Source organism: Streptococcus pseudopneumoniae ATCC BAA-960 = CCUG 49455 (genome assembly GCF_002087075.1).
GTDB lineage: Bacteria > Bacillota > Bacilli > Lactobacillales > Streptococcaceae > Streptococcus > Streptococcus pseudopneumoniae.
Genome location: NZ_MWSM01000052.1, coordinates 1 through 18,545 on the forward strand (window position 1 = coordinate 1; position 18,545 = coordinate 18,545).

Annotated in this window: 15 protein-coding genes; 3 read left to right on the forward strand and 12 right to left on the reverse strand. The window is 40.6% G+C overall.

Going from position 1 to position 18,545, the window contains the following annotated elements:
* Positions 1–383: 383 nt before the first annotated feature.
* Positions 384–2,708: a formate C-acetyltransferase gene (gene pflB / locus B4W83_RS10100; protein ID WP_000260631.1), complete on the reverse strand. Its 2,325-nt coding sequence runs from the start codon at positions 2,706–2,708 to the stop codon at positions 384–386.
* A 238-nt stretch (positions 2,709–2,946) separates the two neighbouring features.
* On the opposite strand from pflB, the gene dinB reads away from it, so the two are divergent.
* Complete coding sequence (gene dinB / locus B4W83_RS10105) at positions 2,947–4,008, forward strand: DNA polymerase IV (RefSeq protein WP_000904576.1); 1,062 nt, start codon at positions 2,947–2,949, stop codon at positions 4,006–4,008.
* 146 nt (positions 4,009–4,154) lie between these two features.
* Here dinB and B4W83_RS10115 read toward each other — a convergent pair whose 3' ends face one another.
* Both B4W83_RS10115 and B4W83_RS10120 read right to left on the reverse strand, forming a co-directional pair.
* Positions 4,155–5,000 carry an undecaprenyl-diphosphate phosphatase gene (locus B4W83_RS10115; RefSeq protein ID WP_000280764.1) on the reverse strand — a complete coding sequence of 282 codons (846 nt, stop codon included), beginning with the start codon at positions 4,998–5,000 and terminating at the stop codon, positions 4,155–4,157.
* A gap of 59 nt (positions 5,001–5,059) precedes the next feature.
* Positions 5,060–6,925: a DUF2207 domain-containing protein gene (locus B4W83_RS10120; protein WP_000467300.1), complete on the reverse strand. Its 1,866-nt coding sequence runs from the start codon at positions 6,923–6,925 to the stop codon at positions 5,060–5,062.
* Positions 6,926–7,088: 163 nt separating this feature from the next.
* Here B4W83_RS10120 and B4W83_RS10125 point away from each other — a divergent pair, with 163 nt between their 5' ends.
* Together B4W83_RS10125 and B4W83_RS10130 are read left to right on the forward strand one after the other, a co-directional pair.
* The gene (locus B4W83_RS10125; protein WP_001227321.1) at positions 7,089–8,654 is read left to right on the forward strand and encodes an ABC transporter substrate-binding protein/permease; all 1,566 of its coding nucleotides are present in this window, start codon (positions 7,089–7,091) and stop codon (positions 8,652–8,654) included.
* Entirely contained in the window at positions 8,654–9,394 is a 741-nt protein-coding gene (locus B4W83_RS10130) for an amino acid ABC transporter ATP-binding protein (protein ID WP_000189488.1), read from the forward strand. Before B4W83_RS10125 ends, B4W83_RS10130 begins: the two co-directional genes overlap by 1 nt.
* A gap of 108 nt (positions 9,395–9,502) precedes the next feature.
* Here the strand turns inward: B4W83_RS10130 and B4W83_RS10135 are convergent, their stop codons facing one another.
* The 9 genes from B4W83_RS10135 to rpmB form a co-directional block, all read right to left on the reverse strand.
* Positions 9,503–9,718, reverse strand: a complete 216-nt coding sequence (locus B4W83_RS10135) for a capsule biosynthesis transcriptional regulator (RefSeq protein ID WP_001130036.1) — start codon at positions 9,716–9,718, stop codon at positions 9,503–9,505.
* An 829-nt stretch (positions 9,719–10,547) separates the two neighbouring features.
* On the reverse strand, positions 10,548–11,798 hold the full coding sequence (gene ilvA, locus B4W83_RS10140; RefSeq protein ID WP_000952969.1) for a threonine ammonia-lyase IlvA: 1,251 nt from the start codon (positions 11,796–11,798) through the stop codon (positions 10,548–10,550).
* A gap of 50 nt (positions 11,799–11,848) precedes the next feature.
* Positions 11,849–12,205, reverse strand: a complete 357-nt coding sequence (locus tag B4W83_RS10145) for a hypothetical protein (protein WP_001027903.1) — start codon at positions 12,203–12,205, stop codon at positions 11,849–11,851.
* Positions 12,206–12,289: 84 nt separating this feature from the next.
* Positions 12,290–13,312, reverse strand: coding sequence for a ketol-acid reductoisomerase (gene ilvC / locus B4W83_RS10150; RefSeq protein WP_000290683.1), 1,023 nt, complete (start codon positions 13,310–13,312; stop codon positions 12,290–12,292).
* A gap of 65 nt (positions 13,313–13,377) precedes the next feature.
* Positions 13,378–13,854, reverse strand: coding sequence for an acetolactate synthase small subunit (gene ilvN, locus B4W83_RS10155; RefSeq protein ID WP_001253803.1), 477 nt, complete (start codon positions 13,852–13,854; stop codon positions 13,378–13,380).
* Positions 13,847–15,547: an acetolactate synthase large subunit gene (locus B4W83_RS10160; RefSeq protein ID WP_000411733.1), complete on the reverse strand. Its 1,701-nt coding sequence runs from the start codon at positions 15,545–15,547 to the stop codon at positions 13,847–13,849. Before B4W83_RS10160 ends, ilvN begins: the two co-directional genes overlap by 8 nt.
* 205 nt (positions 15,548–15,752) lie before the next feature.
* On the reverse strand, positions 15,753–17,420 hold the full coding sequence (locus tag B4W83_RS10165; protein ID WP_000036650.1) for a DAK2 domain-containing protein: 1,668 nt from the start codon (positions 17,418–17,420) through the stop codon (positions 15,753–15,755).
* 2 nt (positions 17,421–17,422) lie between these two features.
* Positions 17,423–17,788: an Asp23/Gls24 family envelope stress response protein gene (locus tag B4W83_RS10170; protein WP_000216436.1), complete on the reverse strand. Its 366-nt coding sequence runs from the start codon at positions 17,786–17,788 to the stop codon at positions 17,423–17,425.
* Positions 17,789–17,942: 154 nt separating this feature from the next.
* Entirely contained in the window at positions 17,943–18,131 is a 189-nt protein-coding gene (rpmB, locus tag B4W83_RS10175) for a 50S ribosomal protein L28 (protein WP_001140948.1), read from the reverse strand.
* Positions 18,132–18,545 lie beyond the last annotated feature (414 nt).

Here is an 18,545-nt window from a genome sequence, read left to right on the forward strand (position 1 = left end):
GTGATAAAGTCGGGATTATATCTTTAAATCCCGATCAGACATTTCAGTACCTGACTTATCCTCAATGAAAATCTCTTCAAACTGCGTCAGATCTATCTGCAACCTCAAAACAGTGTTTTGAGCAACCTGAGGATAGCTTCCTAGTTTGCTCTTTGATTTTCATTGAGGATTATTTTCAAATCCCCCCAACTCAACAAGTATCTTTGAATTCCAGTCAATTTCTAGCACTGTTTGAAACGTTTCAGCGGGCTATTTCAGATTCGGTCCACTATTCCTTTCCAAAAACATTGCATATTGCGCCGAAGGAATTGCTCACACTATCCCCAAGCACAAAACCCTCAGTCGACTGACCGAGGGTTCCTTTTCATTATTCAAGAACTTGATTAGCTCAATGCATCCAAGGCATCATCCATTGAAAGAACTTCGTGGAAGACACGTTGTGTCAATTCAGTTTTTTGTTCTGGAGTGAGGTATTTAGTGTTTACACAGTATCCAGAGATACGTACGATAACGTCTTCACCTGACATAATCTTTTCGTAAACATCGTTCAAGTCCATAACGTTCAAGTTAACGTGTTGTCCACCGTTTTCGAAGTAACCATCAAGGATTGTTACCAAGTTATCAACTTGTTCGTCACGAGTCTTACCAAGAGCGCGAGGTGATACTTGTGTAGTCAATGAGATACCATCAGCTGCATAACTAAAGTCAAGGCTAGAAAGTGAATTCAAGTTTTGCAACCATCCACCTTTAGCTTTGTTAGATGGGTTAGCACCTGGTGAGAAGAATTCAAGTTTAGACAAGTTCACAGAACCATCTTCGTTGAGGTATACACCTTTGTGGACTGGTGAGTTACCAGTTTGTTTAGAGTAAGCAACGTTAGATGTGATTGTCAAAAGTGATACAGTAGCTTCTGCGTCTTTGTAAAGTTTGTGGCTACGTAGACGAGTAGTGTAAGCTTCGATCAACCATTCTGCCAATTCGTTTGAACGTGGGTCATCTTCACCCCAACGTGGGTATTCACCGATTGTTTCGTAATCGTAGATATAGCCATTTTCGTCACGGATTGGTTTAACTGTAGCGTACTTAATAGCTGACAATGTGTCAACAGTGTTGGCAAATCCACAGATACCGAATCCCATGTTGGCACGTTGTTTAGTTGGCAAGAAGGCCATTTGAACAGCTTCGTAGTTGTATTTATCAGTCATGTAGTGAATGATGTTCAAGGCATCTACGTAAGTGTCAGTCAACCAGTCAAGAGATTTTTCAAAGTTAGCTTTAACTGATTCAAATTCAAGAACTTCGTCACGGATTGGTTCGATGTCAAATACTTTGTAGTCTTTGTGAACATCGTCGTAACCACCGTTCAAACCAGTAAGAAGGGCTTTCAATACGTTTACACGCGCACCGAAGTACTGGATGTTGTGGCGTTGTTCTTCATTTTCTGGGTCAAGTGGAGACACACAGCATGAGATACAACTCATTTCACCATATCCGTCTTTAGCCATTGTTGTTACACCTTCGTATTGGATAGAAGAGTGTTTGTGGCTCATGTGCATACAGTAGCGGCGGAAGTTGTATGGCAATTTATCAGTCCAAAGAACTGTCAAGTTTGGTTCTGGAGAGTTACCGATGTTGTCAAGAGTGTTCAAGAAACGGTAGTCCATCTTAGTAACACGGTGACGACCGTCGTTACCCATACCAGCCATAGAAGTTGTGATGAAAGTTGGGTCACCTGAGTACAATTGGTCGTAAGCTTTTGTCCGAGCAAATTTAACTGTACGAAGTTTCATAACGAAATCATCAACGAATTCTTGGATTTCTGATTCAGTAAATGTACCACGAGCAAGGTCACGTTCTGCAAAGATGTCCAAAACGATTGGTACACGTCCTAGAGATGTAGCAGCACCGTTGATAACACGGCAGACAGACATGAAGGCGATGTTAACCCATTGGATCGCTTCTTTAACGTTCATCGCTGGTTTGCGAACATCAACTCCGTAAAGGTCACCCAAGCGAACAACTTGTTGCAATGCTTGGTATTGAAGGTTGATTTCTTCACGAAGACGGATTGTTTCTTCATCAATTTCTTCGATTGCATTCCAGTCGTTTACTTTTTCTTGCATCAAGTAGTCTGCACCGTAAAGAGCAAGACGTGCGTAAACACCGATGATACGTCCGCGTGAGTATGCATCTGGAAGACCAGTTACAGTGTGTGCGTGACGTGCGCGACGAATGTTTGAAGTGTAGGCACGGAAGATACCGTCGTTAACTGTTGTTACGTATTTAGTAAAGATTTCGTGAACAGCTGGATCTGGTTCGTATCCATTTTCTTTCAAAGTTGTTTCAGCCATACGGATACCACCTTTTGGCATGAAGTTCAATTTGAAGAGTTCATCGTTTTGGATACCGAAGATAACTTCATTTTCTTTATCGATAAATCCTGCTGGGATATCAGCGATAGATGTTGGACGAGTGTCCATTGGGAAACGAGTTTCTTCGTAGTGAGCCTTCGTTTCTTCTACAATTTTTTTGATGTGAAGTGAACGTTCTGTTGGTCCTGCAAGGAAGCTTTCGTCTCCATCGTAAGGTGTGTAGTTAGCTTGTACGAAGCGTGATACACTTGCTTTTTCTTTCCAATCTACGCCTTTGAAGCCTTCCCAAGCTTTGTCAAAAATATCTTGTGCTTCAACAACTGTTTTAACAACCATGTTAATGTCCTCTTTTTTCTTTCTAGTAACAACCATCTGTTACATTCATGAGACAAGTATACCATACAGTAACCGATTTCAACAAGTGGAAAATCCCTATTTTTACACTTTCTTTTCTAAAACAGTCTATATTTTATTTCAAACTGTATTATATTTTTGAAAAAATAAAGTCCTTTTTTCTTTTTTTCAGAAAAAAGGGTATAATAAAAGAAAATAAGCGGTAAAAAGGGGGCTAGGCATGTTGATTTTTCCTTTGTTAAATGATTTGTCAAGAAAAATCATCCATATTGACATGGATGCCTTTTTTGCTGCGGTGGAAATCAGAGATAATCCTAAACTCAGAGGAAAACCTGTCATTATCGGCAGTGACCCTCGGCAAACAGGTGGGCGGGGAGTCGTTTCTACCTGTAGCTATGAGGCACGAGCTTTTGGTATCCATTCAGCCATGAGCTCTAAGGAAGCCTATGAGCGTTGTCCCCAGGCCGTCTTCATCTCGGGGAATTATGAGAAATACAAAGCTGTGGGACTCCAGATTCGAGCTATCTTTAAGCGCTATACAGATTTAATAGAACCCATGAGCATTGACGAAGCCTATTTGGATGTGACAGAAAATAAACTCGGGATCAAGTCAGCGGTCAAAATTGCTCGCCTCATTCAAGAGGATATCTGGCAAGAACTCCATCTAACTGCTTCTGCTGGCGTTTCTTACAACAAATTCTTGGCTAAAATGGCCAGTGATTATCAAAAACCACATGGTTTGACAGTGATTCTACCTGACCAAGCTGAGGATTTCCTCAAACAAATGGATATTTCCAAGTTTCATGGAGTAGGAAAAAAGACTGTAGAACGTCTTCATCAAATGGGCGTTTTTACTGGCGCTGACCTACTTGAAGTCCCTGAAGTGACCCTAATAGATCGTTTTGGTAGACTGGGTTATGACCTTTATCGAAAGGCTCGTGGCATCCACAATTCCCCAGTCAAATCCAATCGCATCCGTAAGTCAATCGGGAAGGAGAAAACCTATGGGAAGATTCTCCGTGCCGAGGAAGATATCAAAAAAGAGCTGACTCTTCTATCAGAAAGAGTCGCTCTCAATCTCAGTCAACAAGAAAAATCTGGAAAAATTGTCATTTTGAAAATCCGCTACGAGGACTTTTCAACTCTCACTAAACGAAAAAGTCTAGCTCAAAAAACACAGGATGCTAGCCAGATAAGCCAAATAGCCCTACAACTCTATGAAGAATTAAGCGAGAAAGAAAGAGGTGTCCGCCTGCTGGGGATTACCGTGACTGGATTTTGAAACTCAATGAAAATCAAAGAGCAAACTAGGAAGCTAGCCGCAGGCTGCTCAAAACACTGTTTTGAGGTTGCAGATAGAGCTGACGCGGTCTGAAGAGATTTTCAAAGAGTATAAAACCTTGAAGAGCTGCCCCTTCAAGGTTTTTCTTATACAAATAAACGGACAAAACTGTAAAGTAGCAAGACACTACCAAGCACGATGCGGTATTTACCAAAAAGGGTAAAATCGTGTTTTTTCACATAACTTGTCAAAAAGCGAATAGCCACCATGCTGACTGCAAAAGCGACTCCCATCGCAACCAAGAGCAAGAACAATTGTCCAAAGCTCAAGAGCTGTCCTGCTTTCAAAAATTTGAAAATCTTTAAGGCACTAGCTCCAAACATAACAGGAATCCCTAGATAGAAGGTAAATTCTGTCACAACTGAACGACTGGTTCCATTTAACAAACCACCGACGATTGTAGCTCCAGAACGGCTTGTCCCTGGTAAAAGGGCAAGAACTTGGAAGAGTCCGATATAGAAAGCTGTTGTATAAGGAAGCTTGTCCAACTCTGTCACACTTGGCTCGATAGCACGCGCTTTATTACGTTTTTCCAAATAGATAAAGGCAATCCCATAGATAATCAACATGAGAGCAACAGAAACCATGTTATGGAAGTGGGTATCAAACCAATCATCAAACTTAAAGACGGCAAGTAAAGGCAAGGTCGCAATCAAGACCTTCAGCCATAGTCTCCAAGTCTTACGAACTTCCTGCTTGTCCTTAGTCGGTTTGAAAGGATTGAGCTTGTTAAAGTAGATTACCATGACCGCCAAAATCGCACCAAGCTGAATCACGACATTAAACATGGAAATAAAGGCTTCGTTTTGATTTTGGTATTGGATAAATTCCTCTGCTAAAATCAAGTGACCTGTACTGGAAATCGGCAACCATTCCGTAATTCCTTCAACAATCCCGAAGAAGATAGATTTTAAAATTTCAATAAGATACATAGATTACTCCTTTTTCTATCTTCCATTATAGCATATTTTTCAATCTATGGCAGTTCTCTTTAAAAGGCACCGATACTTCCACCACCTCCGCCTCCAGAGAAACCACCGCCAGAACTTCCACTTCCAGAAGATACAGAGTAGGTACTTGCTGTATTTGCGACACTGGCATAATGGCTCATTTGCGCGCTTGAATGATAAAACATACTGTGCCAGCCATAAGCTACATAGAGGTTGATATCTGGATTTTCCACTTGAATCTGATGAACCTTCATCAAATGGCTGACCTTGTCCGCATAGCCAAATAAGGTCGCATAGACCAAGAGGCGATTCCAGACCACAATACTTTCCAATTCAGCCTGATCCAATCGCGCAATCTCACGCAACATATTTTCAAAACTGGTCCAGAGATAGTAGATCTCTGCTCCTGCTTCATTTAGGACACCATCACGATTATCTAATCGAAGCTTCCAATAATAGAAAACAGCCAAAACCAAACCTAGAAAACCAAGTATTGGCAAGGGGAGGTAAAGATAGCCATAAACGTCCAAACTGTACAAGAACAGACCAAATCCGATAAATAGGGTCAAGGTAGTCAAGATACCCATACCTACTTGCAAGGCCTTTTCCCCACCAGTTAAAGGACGATAGTAATCTGGGAGCCCCCAGAAGAAAACCCTGTCTCTGACCCCTTCTTGCATCTCTTTTAATACTGCTTCGAAAGAAGATTTAAGCTGACGCCCCTTTGCTTGAATCCGTTTTTCATCAGAGACTTTTGCTCTACGATAAAGACTATCAGATACCTTGTAATCCGCAAACAAATTGGAAAGAGTTTCTTCTTTTTTGCCTGAAAAAGCCAGATTTAGACAGTCTTTCTCAAAGCTTGACAAACCATCTTCTTTTACTAGCCTCAAACCAACTGCATCTCCTTCTGAAATGATAGAGACATTTCCACGGTCTATCACATCTAGCAAGGTAGCTTGAATAAGTTGGTCAAAGGTGAATTTGCCAGCCCCCTTGACCAAGGGACTCACTTCCTCCAAGGAGGTCGAGTAGACAGCCTCTGATAAAACCATAGGCTCTAATTCCATTGGTGGTTCATAGAGACGATGATTTTTGGCATATTTGACTGAAGGAGTGGTCTTTCTTCTATAGATAAAATAGAAGCAGACACTCAATAACAAGGAGATAGAAAGTATCGAAGGTAAGACCCAAGTAAGGAGTTGTTTACTTTGCTCTTTTTCTTTAACAATCGAGTCTTCTACCTTATTAAATTCTTCTAAATGATTTCCTTTCAATCCCTGATCCCTAGCGCTAGCAAAATCAGTTCGAGGCCAATAGGCATGCAATTCAACTCCACGCTTAGCCGGAAGATTGTCCAAACGAATAGTATAATCAAGGCTACTCTTTTCAATCGTTCCCTCTCTAAAAAGTTTCCCTGTATGGAAAAAGAGTTTTTCAGCTCCCTTGTCTCCCCTTACATGAAATTCAAACTTGCCAATAGCCCCTGAACTATCTGTTAAAGGTTGCCAATTTAATTCAGCAATGTCATCATATAGGAAAAGCAAATTTTTTAAGTTCCATGTAAGCTCAACTTCAACTGTGTCGCCTTCCTGGCCTGGATTATAGACTCTCACAGTATAACCATTCGCTTCTTCTGTCACTTCGCTCGTAACGTCTGCTAGTTCAGCACCATTTTTCGCAGCCTGAACCTTTGGATGAGGATCAATGTCAAATCCACTAGGCATCTTGCCAGCACGTCCAAGTCCCACGATTTGGCCCTTAAAGTCCTCCTCAAACTGATAAACTATCTTTTGTCTAAATTCTGCCGTATTGTCTGCATGAATATACAAATCCCCTTGATAAGAGTTTATCTTGAAATCAATGGCGAAAACAGAAAGTGGCAGAAGGCAAAACAAGCCAAACATCAGTAAGAAAAAAGTTTTTTTTTCATCAACTAAGCCCCCTTTTTATCTTTCTTATCATTATAGCATTTTTTCGTAAGTAAAGGCTTACTTATGTTGAAAAATTACGCATTTTTCGATAAAATAGGAGACAGTTATTTTTTAATAGATTAGAATAGGAGAAATCATGAGAAAAATATACTTATCTATTTTCACAAGTCTCTTGCTGACGCTAGGACTTGTCAATGTTGCTCAAGCCGATGAATATTTACGCATCGGGATGGAAGCAGCATATGCCCCCTTTAACTGGACCCAGGATGATGATAGCAATGGAGCTGTCAAAATCGATGGAACCAACCAGTATGCCAACGGATACGATGTTCAAATCGCCAAGAAAATCGCTAAGGACTTAGGTAAAGAACCTTTGGTTGTTAAAACCAAGTGGGAAGGTCTAGTCCCTGCCCTTACTTCTGGTAAGATTGACATGATTATCGCAGGTATGAGTCCTACTGCCGAGCGTAAACAAGAAATTGCCTTTTCAAGCAGTTACTACACTAGCGAACCAGTTTTGCTTATCAAAAAAGATTCTGCCTACGCAAATGCTAAATCTTTGAATGACTTTAATGGTGCGAAAATCACTTCTCAACAAGGTGTTTACCTTTATGACTTGATTTCACAAATCCCAGGTGCTAAAAAAGAAACAGCCATGGGAGACTTCGCTCAAATGCGCCAAGCTCTTGAGGCTGGTGTCATCGATGCCTATGTTTCTGAACGCCCAGAAGCTCTGACTGCCGAAGCTGCAAACTCTAAGTTCAAGATGGTCCAAGTAGAACCAGGTTTCAAAACTGGGGAAGAAGATACAGCTATCGCCATTGGACTTCGTAAAGATGACAATCGTATTAGCCAAATCAATGCCAGCATTGAAACCATTTCAAAAGACGACCAAGTTGCCTTGATGGATCGTATGATCAAGGAACAACCTGCCGAAGCTACAACAACTGAAGAGACTAGCAGTAGTTTCTTTAGCCAAGTTGCTAAAATTCTTTCTGAAAACTGGCAACAACTCTTGCGTGGTGCGGGTGTCACCCTTTTAATCTCTATCGTCGGAACTATCACAGGTCTCATTATTGGACTTGCCATTGGTGTTTTCCGTACTGCTCCTCTCTCTGAAAATAAAGCCATTTATAGCCTACAAAAACTAGTCGGCTGGATCCTCAATGTCTACATTGAAATTTTCCGTGGTACGCCAATGATCGTTCAATCGATGGTTATCTACTATGGAACTGCCCAAGCTTTCGGTATCAACCTTGATCGCACACTGGCTGCTATCTTCATCGTTTCGATTAACACTGGTGCCTACATGACTGAAATCGTCCGTGGTGGTATCCTAGCAGTTGACAAGGGACAATTTGAAGCTGCTACTGCTCTTGGTATGACCCATAACCAAACCATGCGTAAGATTGTCCTGCCTCAGGTTGTCCGTAACATCCTACCTGCAACTGGTAATGAATTTGTCATCAATATCAAAGATACATCTGTATTGAACGTTATCTCTGTTGTCGAACTTTATTTCTCAGGAAATACCGTGGCAACTCAAACCTATCAATACTTCCAGACATTTACAATCATCGCCGTGATTTACTTTGTCCTCACCTTCACCGTAACACGTATCCTACGCTTCATCGAACGCAGAATGGACATGGATACCTATACTACAGGTGCTAACCAAATACAAACGGAGGATTTTAAATAATGACACAAGCAATCCTTGAAATTAAACACCTCAAAAAATCCTATGGCCAAAACGAAGTGCTAAAAGACATTTCACTCACTGTCCACAAGGGAGAGGTAATCTCTATCATCGGAAGCTCTGGAAGCGGGAAATCGACCTTCCTACGCTCCATCAACCTACTTGAAACACCAACTGATGGACAAATCCTTTATCATGGACAAAATGTCCTCGAAAAAGGCTATGACCTCACGCAATACCGTGAAAAGTTGGGGATGGTGTTCCAATCCTTTAACCTCTTTGAAAATCTCAACGTGCTTGAAAACACAATTGTCGCTCAGACAACTGTCCTTAAACGCGAACGCACAGAAGCTGAAAAGACTGCCAAAGAAAACCTAGAAAAAGTCGGCATGGGAGAACGCTACTGGCAAGCGAAGCCAAGACAACTCTCAGGGGGTCAAAAACAACGTGTGGCCATCGCTCGTGCCCTCTCCATGAATCCGGACGCTATTCTCTTTGATGAACCAACATCAGCTCTCGATCCAGAAATGGTTGGAGAAGTCCTCAAAATCATGCAAGATCTGGCTCAGGAAGGCTTGACCATGATTGTCGTAACCCACGAAATGGAATTCGCCCGTGATGTCTCTCACCGTGTTATCTTTATGGATAAGGGTGTGATTGCTGAAGAAGGCAAACCAGAAGATCTCTTCACCAATCCTAAAGAAGACCGTACAAAAGAATTCCTTCAACGCTATCTCAAATAAAAAGAAAAGGCTGCCTCAACCGTGCAGTCTTTTTGCTGTCCTCAAAATGAAAAGGCAGATTCTCTATCTCTACTACTTGAGGGTCAAGAATCCGCCGTTATCCAAAGATTAATCTTCAAATTTTTCATGATTTTTTTCATAGAAATCAATTAGGCCTAGGGCTGTTTCAAATGAAATATTTTTTACTTTTGCACGACCCTGCGCCAGAGCAATGATAGACATTTCACGCGCATTCGTTTCCTTAGAGATACGGTAGCCTGTGATTTTCTTATCACGAACCCAGCCAACAACTGATTCTACTTTTTCAAAGTTTGACTTAGCCATGTTTTTCTCCTATTTTCTTCTTTACAATACTTAATTGTATACGTTTTTACTACTTTTGTCAATAAAAAAACATATATTCAATAAAATAAATGACCCAGAATCTTCTTACTTCCTTTTTAAAGCCGATAATATATAGTTTTCCGCTTACTATAACCCATCAGTATGCTCCTAAAAAACAATTGCATTATTAAACTTTAAATTTGTAAAAATATTCACGTATGCTGAATACCAGTTTCTTAATAGGATAGACAGGATTTACTATTTCATTCTATCTATTCCTTTTAAATCAACAAGCCCACTAAAGATAGTCTTTCACTCCTCACTATCTCTAAATCATTCCGTTTTCTTTCTCCTTCTTTGGTTCCTTTCCTGTCCTTATCTATATCTTATCCATTTCACAACCGGTACTACTTACTTTGTACAATCTTGCATCTTCTGATTACATACCCACTTTCCAGCTAGTCATTTAAAATCAGTATCACTAGCTATTGCATGTCTAGCACTATTGTCTATCTCACGAGTTTTTCGACCAACTCACCTAGCAGTCATCTCACAAACATTGATTATTTTTTTTGATTCCTATTATATTTAGAGAAATCTCAAATTAGGGATATATACAATTGGGGATTTCAAAAAATTTCCTTATATATAGTAAGTAATTCTGCCGCCTTAATATAAACAGAATCGAAAATAATAGGTGTTATAGTGAGTTGTAGTAGAAATAGCACGATAAGCTTCCTAAAACCATAGGAATCGCCCCCTTTCTTCACTATCATTATAACACCTATACATTAGTTGTGCAAATAATATGATATTTTTTTATTAGTCCTCAGACAAGCATATTATAGAGCGTTTCATTCCCATTTAAGTTAATATAAGCTGGATCAAAACCTTCCATTCGACGAATTAAGCCTGCATAATCATGCTTATCTGCCAAAGCGATCCCAATCAATACTGGACCTGTTCCCTTACTAGCTCGCTTGATATACTCAAAACGGGTGATATCATCATTTGGCCCCAAGATATCATTTACAAACTCACGCAAAGCTCCTGGACGCTGTGGGAAATTGACCACAAAGTAATGTTTGATCCCATCATAAATCAAGGCACGCTCTTCCATTTCTGGCATACGGTTGATATCATTATTCCCTCCAGAAATGATACAACAAATGGTTTTCCCCTTGATATATTCAGCTAAAACCTCTAAAGAGGCGATACTAGCTGCTCCAGCAGGTTCTGCAACAATCCCTTGCTTAGAGTAGAGGTCAATCAAAGTTTCAGAAATCAATCCCTCATCGACACCTACCAAAGTTTGAACATGTTGACGCGTTGCTTCATAGGTCAACTGTCCTACCTTTTGCACAGCAATCCCATCCGCAAATTTGTCAATTTCTTTGAGTTTAACAGGTCCACCAGCTTCAAAAGCAGCTTTCATGGAACGCGCTCCATTAGCCTCTACCCCAATGACTTCAATTTCTGGACTTGTTTCCTTGATATAGGTAGAAACCCCGGCAATGAGACCGCCACCACCAACAGGGACCAAGACAGCATCAAAGTCAATCGATTCTTTTCGAGCTTCTTCTAAAATCTCATAAGCAACTGTTCCTTGACCCGCTTGGACATGAGTATCATCAAAGGGAGCAATAAAGGTACGATTTTCAGAGACTGTAAATTCTTGAGCTGCTTTGGCTGAGGCATCAAAGGTATCTCCAACTAGTTTAATGGTTACAAAATCCCCACCAAAAAAGCGAACCTGACCAATCTTTTGTTGCGGAGTGGTAATGGGCATAAAAATAGTAGCAGGAATTTTCATCTCATTACAAGTATAGGCAACTCCCTGCGCATGATTTCCCGCAGAAGCACAGACTACCCCACGCTCACGTTCTTCCTTGCTGAGCTGAGAAATAGCATAATAGGCACCACGAATTTTAAAGGAACGAACACGCTGGGCATTTTCTTTTTTCAAATAAATCTTAGCACCATACTTCTCCGATAAATAATGGTCGTAATCCAGTGGGGTATTCACAACCACACCATTCAAGACCTTATGAGCCTTGATAATATCTTTTGAACTTAACATATAAAACCTCTTTTTCTATAAAAAACAGTCACTAATGACTGTTTTTTTAGTTATTCATCTCCAAAAACTTCAGCAACACTTTCATGATATTTATGAGCCATACGAATTGAAAACTCTTTAGGAAGTTCATAACGATTTGTGGAAATCCAATCATATAACCATTCTGCCAAACTTTCTTCACTATCATTACGATGGAAGATAAAATAGTTTAAAACTTCTTTATATTCTACATCATTCAAATCCAGCGTGTCTACAAATTGACTACGAGAAACAAAATTAGAATCTAATTTTCTTAGTTGATCTGTCAATTCTCCCAATTGTAAATCCAACTGAAAAAATAATTTTTGCAGTTGCCTATCAGTTTCATCACATCCTGTCTTGATAGAAAACAAATTGGTAATATTCATATGATTTCAACCCCTAAATAAGTATATCTAATATCCCACGAATAGCTGAAGCTACTATTTTAAGCAAAATTCTTTGCTTTCTAATTAGTTATAGATTTTGAATGCATCATCGTCGTTTTTACCAACGAAAGGCATTGCTTTACGCAATTCTGCACCAACTTTTTCAATTTCAAGGTTAGCTGCTTGTTCACGGTAAGCAGTCAATTTTGGACGTCCAGCTTTATAGTCATTTACAAAGTCATTTGCAAATTTACCATTTTGGATGTCTGCCAAGACAGCTTTCATATTTTCTTTAACTTGCTCAGTAATCACACGTGGACCTGATACATAGTCACCGTATTCAGCAGTGTTTGAAATAGATTGACGCATTTTCTTGAATCCACCTTCATAGATCAAGTCAACGATCAATTTCATTTCGTGAAGAACTTCAAAGTAAGCCAATTCTGGAGCGTAACCTGCTTCTGTCAAGACTTCGAAACCTGCTTCGATAAGGGCAGTCAAACCACCACAAAGTACAGCTTGTTCACCAAACAAATCTTCTTCAGTTTCTTCTTTGTATGTTGTTTCAAGAAGACCTACACGAGCTGCTCCAACACCTTTACACCAGTCCATAGCAATGTTTTTCGCATTTCCTGTTGCATCTTGGTATACTGCGTAAAGAGCTGGTACACCAAATCCTTCTTCGTAAGTACGGCGTACCAAGTGCCCTGGTCCTTTAGGAGCACACATAAAGACATCTACATCCGCAGGAACTTTGATAAATTCGAAGTGAATGTTGAAACCATGAGCAAATCCAACTGCATTCCCAGCTTCCAAGTTTGGAGCGATTTCCGCTTCGTACAATTCTTGTTGGATTTCGTCTGGTGCCAAAATCATGATAACATCAGCCAATTTAGTTGCTTCTGCTACTGTGTAAGTGTCAAATCCATCTTCTTTTGCTTTGTCAAAAGATTTACCTGGACGTACACCGATGATGACATCGCGACCTGAGTCACGCAAGTTTTGAGCATGCGCATGTCCTTGTGAACCATAACCGATAACGGCGATTTTTTTACCGTCAAGTGCTGCTACTTTAACATCTTTTTCGTATTCCATTTGAACTGCCATAGTTTTTCTCTCTTTTCTATCATTTATTGCCTTTTAGGCTGGTTTAACAAATTTAAGTTGGATTTTTAGTCACGGGTAAATCCAGTTGCACCCGTTCGAGCAATATTGCGAATACCGTATGGTCGAATGACTCGTAATAGAGCTTCACTCTTTTCAGCATTTCCTGTCATCTGAATGGTAATCGAGCTTGGCGCTACGTCTACCACTGTTGCACGGAAAGGTTGAATAATCGCTAGAATCTCAGCTCGCTTCTCAGCTGGCGCTGACATCTTAACCAAAATCACCTCGCGCTCCAAATGAGGCTTGTCTGTAATATCACGAATGCGAATCACATCAATCTGACGATTGAGTTGCTTGATAATTTGCTCCACTTCATCATGAGAAGCAACATCAATAATAATGGTGATACGCGATACATTCGGATCTTCTGTTGCTCCAACAGAGATGCTTTCAATATTAACCTGACGACGAGATAAGACACCTGTAAAGCGATTGAGGACTCCTGAACGATTTTGTAGTTTTGCTGTTAACATTCTACGCATGGAACTTCACCCCCAACATCTCATGATTACTCTTACCAGCCGGTACCATTGGTAACACCTGTTCCTTACGAGAAATATCTACCTCAATTAGCATAGGAACATGCTCAGTGATGACTTCAAGGTCTTGAGCCAAGGTCTCAGGATTGTCAAACTTATAGTTTTTAATACCATAAGCCTGCGCCATCAATTGGAAATCAGGAAGGGTATCAAAGACCGACTCTGATGTTCTTCCTTCATAGAAGGATTCCTGCCACTGGCGAACCATTCCAAGTGAATGATTGTTCAGCATAACCACCTTGATTGGCACTTTGTAAATATTCAAAATAGCCAACTCCTGGTTGGTCATTTGGAAACCACCATCCCCAACAAACAAGACTACTTCCTTATCTGGGTTAGCAATTTTAGCCCCGATTGCTGCTGGAATTCCGAATCCCATGGTTCCTAAACCACCTGAAGTCACTAACTGACGTTCATTTTGGTAGGGATAATACTGGGCTGTCCACATTTGGTGTTGACCAACATCTGTTACCACAATGGCATCTCCATTCGTCAATTCACCAATGCGTTCAATAACTGCTTGCGGTTGAACCACACGCTCTTTCTTATCATAAGAACGAACACGGTTCTTGTCTTTAGTAACTTTCTCAATCCATTTCTCAGTATTGTTATGAACTGTCGGTTCTGCTAGCAACATTTGCAAGGCTTTCTTAGCATCTCCAACTACAGGAATATCTGCACTGATAATCTTGCCAATCTCGGCTGGGTCAATATCAATATGGGCAACCTTAGAATTCTTAGCAAAAGTCTTTGGATTTCCTGTCAAACGGTCATCAAAACGAGAGCCAATACTAATCATAAAGTCCGTCTCTGTCATGGCAATATTCGCTGCGAAAGAACCGTGCATCCCCCCCATTCCAAGGAAGAGTGGGTGAGTCGTTGCAATTGTTCCTTGACCTAAGAGAGTTGTTACGACTGGAATTTGATAGCGTTCTGCAAATTCATTTAATTCTGCCGCAGCCTCAGCATAACTAATTCCACCACCAGCTAACAAGACTGGCTTTTTAGCCTTGGACAATTGCTTCAAGATTTTCTTGATTTGCATATCATTTGGTTCAAGAGTCGGCTGATAGCTTGGTAGGTTCACTTCTGGTGAATAAATGAAGTCTGTTTCTAAAGCAGATACGTCTTTAGGTAGGTCAATGACGACTGGCCCTGGACGGCCTGTAGTCGCGATATGGACAGCTTCCGTGATGATACGCGGAATATCAGCTGTCTCACGAACTTGGTAATTGTACTTAGTGATTGGCATGGTAATTCCCACGATGTCTGCCTCCTGAAAGGCATCCTTCCCAATCCCTGCTCGCCCTACCTGACCTGTAAAGACCAAAAGGGGAACACTATCGCTCATGGCATCCGCAATCCCTGTAATGGCATTTGTTGCTCCCGGTCCGCTAGTAACGACGGCAACACCCAACTTTCCAGTTGATTTAGCATAACCTTCAGCTTCATGCAGACAACCTTGCTCATGGCGTCCTAGAATGTGGTGAATACCTTTAAAATTATATATCGCATCATAAAAAGGCAAGACTGCACCACCAGGATAACCAAAGATGGTATCAATTCCTAAATCACGAAGTGTTTCCAAAACTAGGTCCGAACCCGTCTTAGGAGATTCTAAACTGATTTTCTCCATTGTTCCCCTTTCTTTCCTCTTAAAAATAACTTGTTACTATCATACCATTTTTTAAAAAATTTTCAAGAGAAAAGAAGAAATTTTCTGAATTTTCTATTTTAACGTTTATTTATGAATGTTATTTTTGTTTTTATTAAAAAGATACCGTTTTCATTTACTAAAAAAGAAAAAAGAACTGATTTCTCAGTCCTTCATTAATCGGCTCTTATTCCACACTAAATAGATAGGGGTAAACAGGTTGTTGACCTTGGTGGATTTCAACTTCAAGATCCTCAAATTCTTCTGCGATTTCTTGAGCGATTTCATTGGCAAGTTCTTCGCTTCCGTCTTCACCGACATAGAAGGTTACGATTTCACTGTCTTCATCCAACATATGTTTCAAAGTTTCTGCCAAGGTTTGGTGCATGTCAGGGTTTGACACGAGGATTTTCCCATCCACCATACCTAGATTATCGTTTTCATGGATTTCTAAACCATCGATCGTTGTATCACGCACGGCTGTTGTGACGCTTCCGCTAACGACATCGCTAAGAGCAGCTGTCATACGCTCTTGGTTTTCTTCAATGGACTTGCTTGAATCAAAGGCAAGAAGACTTGTCAAACCTTGAGGAAGAGTGCGAGCCTCTACCACTACTGCTGGTTGCTCCAAAACTTCTGCCGCAGATTGAGCTGCCATGAAGATATTCTTGTTATTTGGCAGGAAGATGATGTTACGGGCATTGACCTGTTCAACAGCCTTGATAAAGTCTTCTGTTGAAGGGTTCATGGTTTGACCGCCTTCGATAACATAATCCACACCTTGAGAACGGAAGATATCTGCTAGACCTTTACCAGCCACCACAGCAATCAAAGCATACTCTTTTTCTTCAGCTGGCTTGCTAACTTGGGCAGTTTCTTTCTCAATCTGTGCTTCGTGTTGGTTACGCATATTGTCAACTTTTACCTTGACCAAGCTACCATATTTTAGACCTTCTTGCATGACAAGTCCTGGATCTTCTGTATGGACATGGACTTTGACGATTTCATCATCATTGACAACGAGGAGAGAATCTCCAAGTTCATTCAAGTAGTTACGGAATTCATCGTAGTCAAAATCTTTGGCATAGGTTGGACCTTGCTTAAGAGCTACCATGATTTCAGTACAGTAACCAAAGTTGATATCCTCAGTCGCCACATGACCAGCCACAGACTTGTGGTGCTCTGCATTGATCATTTCACTCATATTGGCAGGAGTCGCTACAAAGTCCTCAGATGCAATATATTCACCAGTAAGGGCAGAAAGGAAACCTTCGTAGATAAAGACCAATCCTTGACCACCTGAGTCCACAACGCCAACTTCCTTCAATACTGGAAGCATGTCTGGCGTTTTAGTTAGAGCTGTTTTAGCACCTTCCAAGGCTGCGCGCATGACTTCAACAGCATCATCTGTTTGCTCAGCTTTTTTCTTAGCACCGATAGCAGCCCCACGAGAAACTGTCAAAATCGTTCCTTCAACTGGTTTCATCACTGCCTTATAGGCAACTTCAACACCTGATTGGAAGGCAAGGGCCAAGTCTTGACCTGTTAACTCGTCTTTATCCTTGATGGCTTGTGAAAATCCACGGAAAAGCTGAGACATAATAACTCCTGAGTTCCCACGCGCACCCATCAAAAGCCCTTTAGCAAGAATGCTCGCTACCTCTCCAACTGTAGAAGCTGGCTTGTCTGCAACTTCTTTAGCTCCATTTTCGATGGTCATCCCCATGTTTGTTCCAGTATCTCCATCTGGAACAGGGAAGACGTTTAATGAATTGACATATTCAGCTTGCTTATTCAAGCGAGTTGATGCAGCCTGCACCATTTCTTGAAATAAGCTAGTAGTAATTTTTGACACGGTTATTCTCCTACAACTTTGATATTTTGAATGTAGACATTTACAGTCTGAGCAGTAATTCCAAGCTGGTTTTCCAAGCTAAAGGCAACACGCTCTTGAATGTTTTTTGACACTTCACTAATCTTTGTTCCGTAGCTTAACACGGTATACACATCAACTGCAATGCTTCCATCTTCGGCTGCCTTTACGACGACACCTTTGGAATAATTTTCCTTACCTAGAAGGGCTTGGAAATTATCTTTGAGGGCATTTTTACTAGCCATACCGACCACACCAAAAATTTCAGTTGCTGCTCCACCTACGACGGTTGCAATCACTTCATCTGTTAGTTCGATTTGACCATCTTTTGTATTAATTTTTACAGTCATCCTTTTTACCTCAACTAGTTGATACTCTATTTTATCATATTTCAGCCCAAGTGTAAAAGCAGAATACTGTATCAGCGGATATTTACTCTGCTTTTAAAATGATTTTTTCACTATGTCAAAAGAAAAAGACCCTGAGGTCTCCTTGCTTTTATTATTAAACGCGTTCAACTTTACCTGATTTCAAAGCGCGAGCTGAAGCCCAAACTTTTTTAGGTTTACCATCGATAAGAACAGTAACTTTTTGAAGGTTTGGTTTTACGGCACGTTTTGTTTGGTTCATCGCGTGTGAACGGTTGTTTCCTGATACAGTCTTACGACCTGTAAAGTAACATACTTTAGCCATTGTGTTTTCCTCCTATTAAATCTAATATAGCGGATGTGCTAGCACTACATACCGTACTATGTTATCACACTTTCTTCATTTTTGCAAGGGAATTGGAAGATTTTTTTATTTATTGTGATTCGAATGTGATATTGAAAGTTCTATAATGAAGTTAGCCACCCAGCCCTCCTAAAAATTAGATGTTTTAACTAGCTTATAGCTAGCCCTCGATTTCATTTGATAAGAGGCTTGATGCTGTTAGGCTGACAAGCCAAGGCTAAGATTAGCCTTGGTTTAGCTGACAAAACTGCTTCAAGGGTTCCTCTTGTCAAATGAAAGCTCTTCTAGGCATAAGAAAACACCTCTGTGTTATACTTGTTGTTCAATCACAAACACAAGAAAGGCACAGAGATGCAAAACCATTATACTACAAAA

Coding starts and splice junctions, on each gene's coding strand:
- B4W83_RS10145 (WP_001027903.1), bottom strand. CDS start 12,205: ATGAATATTACCAATTTGTTTTCTATCAAGACAGGATGTGATGAAACT.
- B4W83_RS10135 (WP_001130036.1), bottom strand. CDS start 9,718: ATGGCTAAGTCAAACTTTGAAAAAGTAGAATCAGTTGTTGGCTGGGTT.
- B4W83_RS10130 (WP_000189488.1), top strand. CDS start 8,654: ATGACACAAGCAATCCTTGAAATTAAACACCTCAAAAAATCCTATGGC.
- ilvN (WP_001253803.1), bottom strand. CDS start 13,854: ATGCGTAGAATGTTAACAGCAAAACTACAAAATCGTTCAGGAGTCCTC.
- B4W83_RS10160 (WP_000411733.1), bottom strand. CDS start 15,547: ATGGAGAAAATCAGTTTAGAATCTCCTAAGACGGGTTCGGACCTAGTT.
- B4W83_RS10125 (WP_001227321.1), top strand. CDS start 7,089: ATGAGAAAAATATACTTATCTATTTTCACAAGTCTCTTGCTGACGCTA.
- B4W83_RS10120 (WP_000467300.1), bottom strand. CDS start 6,925: ATGTTTGGCTTGTTTTGCCTTCTGCCACTTTCTGTTTTCGCCATTGAT.
- pflB (WP_000260631.1), bottom strand. CDS start 2,708: ATGGTTGTTAAAACAGTTGTTGAAGCACAAGATATTTTTGACAAAGCT.
- ilvA (WP_000952969.1), bottom strand. CDS start 11,798: ATGTTAAGTTCAAAAGATATTATCAAGGCTCATAAGGTCTTGAATGGT.
- dinB (WP_000904576.1), top strand. CDS start 2,947: ATGTTGATTTTTCCTTTGTTAAATGATTTGTCAAGAAAAATCATCCAT.
- ilvC (WP_000290683.1), bottom strand. CDS start 13,312: ATGGCAGTTCAAATGGAATACGAAAAAGATGTTAAAGTAGCAGCACTT.
- B4W83_RS10115 (WP_000280764.1), bottom strand. CDS start 5,000: ATGTATCTTATTGAAATTTTAAAATCTATCTTCTTCGGGATTGTTGAA.
- B4W83_RS10170 (WP_000216436.1), bottom strand. CDS start 17,788: ATGACTGTAAAAATTAATACAAAAGATGGTCAAATCGAACTAACAGAT.
- rpmB (WP_001140948.1), bottom strand. CDS start 18,131: ATGGCTAAAGTATGTTACTTTACAGGTCGTAAGACTGTATCAGGAAAC.